The sequence below is a fragment of the Bartonella sp. AP331QHHD genome (assembly GCF_042195905.1).
GTDB lineage: Bacteria > Pseudomonadota > Alphaproteobacteria > Rhizobiales > Rhizobiaceae > Bartonella.
Map to the genome: position 1 here is coordinate 1 of NZ_JBHIPG010000028.1, position 4,073 is coordinate 4,073.

Annotated in this window: 3 protein-coding genes and 3 pseudogenes; all 6 read right to left on the bottom strand. The window is 42.2% G+C overall.

Translation table 11 applies throughout. The annotated features are described in order from the left end of the window. A pseudogene (locus tag ACFIMS_RS03375) lies at positions 1-339 on the bottom strand (hemagglutinin repeat-containing protein); the annotation flags it as partial. Positions 340-534: 195 nt separating this feature from the next. After that, positions 535-1,011, bottom strand: a complete 477-nt coding sequence (locus tag ACFIMS_RS03380) for a hypothetical protein (protein ID WP_375696390.1) — start codon at positions 1,009-1,011, stop codon at positions 535-537. A gap of 173 nt (positions 1,012-1,184) precedes the next feature. Continuing rightward, positions 1,185-1,589 carry a hypothetical protein gene (locus tag ACFIMS_RS03385; protein ID WP_375675728.1) on the bottom strand — a complete coding sequence of 135 codons (405 nt, stop codon included), beginning with the start codon at positions 1,587-1,589 and terminating at the stop codon, positions 1,185-1,187. A 20-nt stretch (positions 1,590-1,609) separates the two neighbouring features. Beyond that, positions 1,610-2,368: pseudogene (locus ACFIMS_RS03390) on the bottom strand (filamentous hemagglutinin); the annotation flags it as partial. 61 nt (positions 2,369-2,429) lie between these two features. Next, entirely contained in the window at positions 2,430-2,831 is a 402-nt protein-coding gene (locus ACFIMS_RS03395; protein WP_273791508.1) for a hypothetical protein, read from the bottom strand. Continuing rightward, positions 2,828-4,073: pseudogene (locus ACFIMS_RS03400) on the bottom strand (filamentous hemagglutinin); the annotation flags it as partial. The pseudogene ACFIMS_RS03400 and the gene ACFIMS_RS03395, both read right to left, overlap by 4 nt.

Sequence of the window (4,073 nt, forward strand, 5' to 3'; positions counted from 1 at the left end):
CGTTGCCCCTGCGCCACCCGTGCCATAACCGGTGCCAACACTCATTGAAGCACTTTCACTGCTGTTTTGTGTGCTTTGCGTATTTTGCGCACTTTCAAAGATGATATCTTCACCTACTCCCATGGTGATATTCCCGCTCTGTTCATCATTTTCCAGCACATAGATTGGATTGGTACCAGCGATAATATCAGCGCCAACACCATGAATGCTGCCTTTGTGGGCTTGCATATTAACAGCGCGTCCGCCTTCTATGCTATCTGTCACCGCTGTGGAGGTCTGAACAGAGGCTTCTGTTTTCTCAGTTTTAAAGCCCACGGTTACACTGCCAGATGCGCCAGCCTCGGTCAAACCGCTTAACGTATCCTGTGGATTGCCCCACGACTTTGGCTTCAAAATACGCATCCCCCGTAATGAAACCTCACCTGCCTTATTGTCGACTATCTTAAACACCAAATTAAAAGTGCCCGTTGCGTGGATAAAGAAGGAGACGGCTTTGATCCTCTACTTCATTCGTGATTTTATCCAACGACCTTTTTAACGATGGGGAGGACGCTTTGGTGATCGCTTTTGTAAAGCTTTTTGCTTTTGCTGACGTTTTCTTTCATCCTCAAAATGCGTTAGTAAAGCGCGTTCCTGTTTCGTTTTGTTGGTCACACCAAAGGTATCATTGTCCATAAATTGCTGATATCCAGCTAGCATCAAATTAGCTAAAAACGAGTCACTTTTCAGAGGTTGTACAAAATAAAGCCCTTTTGAATCTTGCAATTTATACCGGAAACCTGCTTTTTTCATGCACTCATAAACTGAGGCAAATTCACTCGCATACGAATTCATATCACTAGAAGAAGCATAAACCGGTTTCCAGCCACATTTTGATAAGGATTGTTGGATCATCGCTTTATCGACACCTGGCTTTTCCCATAATGCTAAAGTTGATGGAGGAGGTTGGTTAATACATCCAGCGATACTTAACAGAGCCATGCAACTCAATAGTTTTAAGATTTTCTTCATTTTCCCCTCTTTCAGTGGATTTATTTGCGATAAGAAGGCCCGTAAGCCTGGTGATATTTTCTGTCACCACTGTTTAAACAGCGGTGAACAATATTGAGATAGTGGATTGAGAAAACAATCCCCCATTCCAAGCAAAAACAAGGATGGGGGTTGATTACCATCAGCAGCAAAAATTAAGGCTGGCATTTGCGACTATTTTTATATTTTTTACAAAAAGGGCTGTTTAAGCGCTTCTTGACACTGGGCCTCGGGATCACAGCACCTGGACGACAAATCGGGAGATTTTCGGCTCTAAAAGTATAACACCATCCTCCCTCATGTTCATTTTCATAATGGAAACCTGATTGAACCATACAAGCATGAATTGTTGCCCATGCATTGTTACTCAGCTTTCTGCTTTCTGGATCGGTATAATAAGGAGTTGGCATTCCACATTCTAACAAGGCTTTTCCTACCTCTGTAAAATCTGCTCCTGGTTTCTTCCACGCTGCCACCTCTCCTAGAGGAGGTTTGTTAAATTGACATCCGGCTATACTGAACAAAGTTACAGCGCTTAATAATTTTAAGGTTTGTTTCATTTTTTCCTCCATGATCTAATTCAAGGTTTTTGTTCTAGATGAGATGTGCCATAATTATATCTACATTGTGGACTCGCATCTCCAAGACAAGTATGGGAGCTTATGGGATTCATGATCACTCTCCACCATTCTTTCCACCAGTTACTACCGGCAGGGAGTGTCCCGTAAGTATAGTCATTGCCGCCAATAACTCTGCTTACAAAGTCAAATCTATGCCCATCAAAACCAACAGTGGTTTGTTTGCCATCACTCACATAACCTAACAGACCGGATGCAACTAAAACATTAAAGGCTGGTCCATAGAAATTGATCTTCGTGTTGTCGGCTATACCGTGAACACCTTCTTGTTTGAAAGAATACAACATATTCCCCAATGTCATCGTCCNCTTCGTGTTGTCGGCTATACCGTGAACACCTTCTTGTTTGAAAGAATACAACATATTCCCCAATGTCATCGTCCCGCGGCTATGGCCATAAAGTTCCAACCCTGTAAGACCATGGCTATACACCAAATCTTTTGCTTCTTGTGTGGAATTGGTCAAACCCCAAAAGTTATTTTCCATAAACTTCTGGTAGCCTGCGACCAGAAGTTCTGAGATAGCAGAATCGGCTTCTGGAAACACAACAAAATAAAGCGGTACATTTTTATTCTCCGCATGTTGCTCTGCATAAACAGCCGCCTCATAGGGTGGGGTAAAAATGCCATTGAGGGACACATGCACCTTGCCATCAAAACCAGCTTGTAAATGCTGCTTTTCTTCATCCGTTAAATAATGGAAAGTGAGGAAACAATCGCGCCATTCCAAGCAAAGGCAAGGATGGCGGATTGTTGATCATCACTTAAGATTGGCATTCATCCGCATTTTTATATTTTTTACAAAAAGGGCTGTTTAAGCGCTTTTCAACACTTCGTTTCGGAATGACCGCGCCTGGTCGACAAATCGGAAGGTTTTCCCTCCAATGATTCACACACCAAGATGGACCGCCATATCTGTCACGGAATCCTGCTTGAATCATACAAGCATAAATTGTTGCATTATCATTATTGCTGAGCTTTTGATTTTCAGCCTCAAGATAATTAAGATGTGGCATGCCACATTCTAATAAGGCTTTTCCTACCTCGGTAAAGTCTGCTCCTGGCTTGATCCACCCATATACTTCCCCTGGAGGAGATTTGTCCATATCACATCCAGTAATACTTAATAGAATGAGCAGGCTCAATAAGTTAAATCGTATTTTCATTTTTTGTTCCCTGTTCTCGTGGAATAAAATTTTATAAAATCAAATGAACCGTAATCATTTTTACACTTAGCACTTGCATCAGCATAACAATTATGGGTACTAGGATTATAGCCGATGATCGCTCCCCCCATCTCTCTGAGGGGTAGAATTAACGGATGTAATGAATCATATGGTTTGGAACGTACCCCATAAGCCGTAGGCCAATTGTAACCAATCACTGTACTAATGGGGTCTAACATATGACCTTGTATGTAGATATAATTTTTTTCGCCATCGCTTAGATAATCTACTGTATTGGCCATCGATTGCATGTGAGCAGCCGCTCCAACAAGATAGAAGTCTGTTTTCTTGGCTACACTGTGGATACCATGTTCTTGCAAGTCATTTGCTCCATTGCGTATTGTTAAGGTACCCCGGCTATGCCCACTAACAATAGCATTGTCATTGCCATAACGATAGATAAAATCTTGGAACTTCTTGGTCGAATTACTCAATCCCCAAGTGCTACCCTCCCAAAACTTTTGATAATATGCTACCCCTAATTCTACCAGCACATCATCAGCTTGGGGAAAGTATGTAAAATAAAGGGGACCATTTTTATTAACAGCCAATTGGACAGCATTACCGGCTGCTTCATCTGGTGAATTAAAAATGCCATTGTAGAACATATAAACAGCACCATTAGGGCCTTTTTGTAAATGCTTTTCTTCCTCTGGCTTTAAAAAGTGATACAGAGTGATATATTTTCCATCACTGCCTTTTATAGGTTTTCCATTTTCATCGGTTAAATAGAGGACATTGCCATTTTCATCATGCGCAACCTCACCCACTGGATGGTCAACATAAAATGCCATTTTACGAACCCCATCCCATATATCAAACCATTCATCTACCCATTTATTTCTCATACCTAAACGATTACGCAATATATCCTCAAGCGGTGCGACATCTAGCTGTCCTACTGCCTGGTGTGCTGCTGCGGTGTTGCGGTTGAGAGAGCCAATGATTTGTCCAGCATCTTGCCCCATCGCCCTCTGTCCAGTTGTATCAGTAAGGATGATAGTCCCATCGCTGATAGCAGATTTGGTTTCCCCTTCTGCTGCATCCTTGGCTTTGCCGTGATTTAAAACATTCTTGGCAATGTTTTTTATCGTGTCATTCCCAGAAATGCTAAACCCATGGCTGCTGGCTTTAGCATGGGCACTGTTGCTGATATCACTGGTGCTAATGCTTCCTGTGGTC

Coding starts and splice junctions, on each gene's coding strand:
- ACFIMS_RS03380 (WP_375696390.1), bottom strand. CDS start 1,011: ATGAAGAAAATCTTAAAACTATTGAGTTGCATGGCTCTGTTAAGTATC.
- ACFIMS_RS03385 (WP_375675728.1), bottom strand. CDS start 1,589: ATGAAACAAACCTTAAAATTATTAAGCGCTGTAACTTTGTTCAGTATA.
- ACFIMS_RS03395 (WP_273791508.1), bottom strand. CDS start 2,831: ATGAAAATACGATTTAACTTATTGAGCCTGCTCATTCTATTAAGTATT.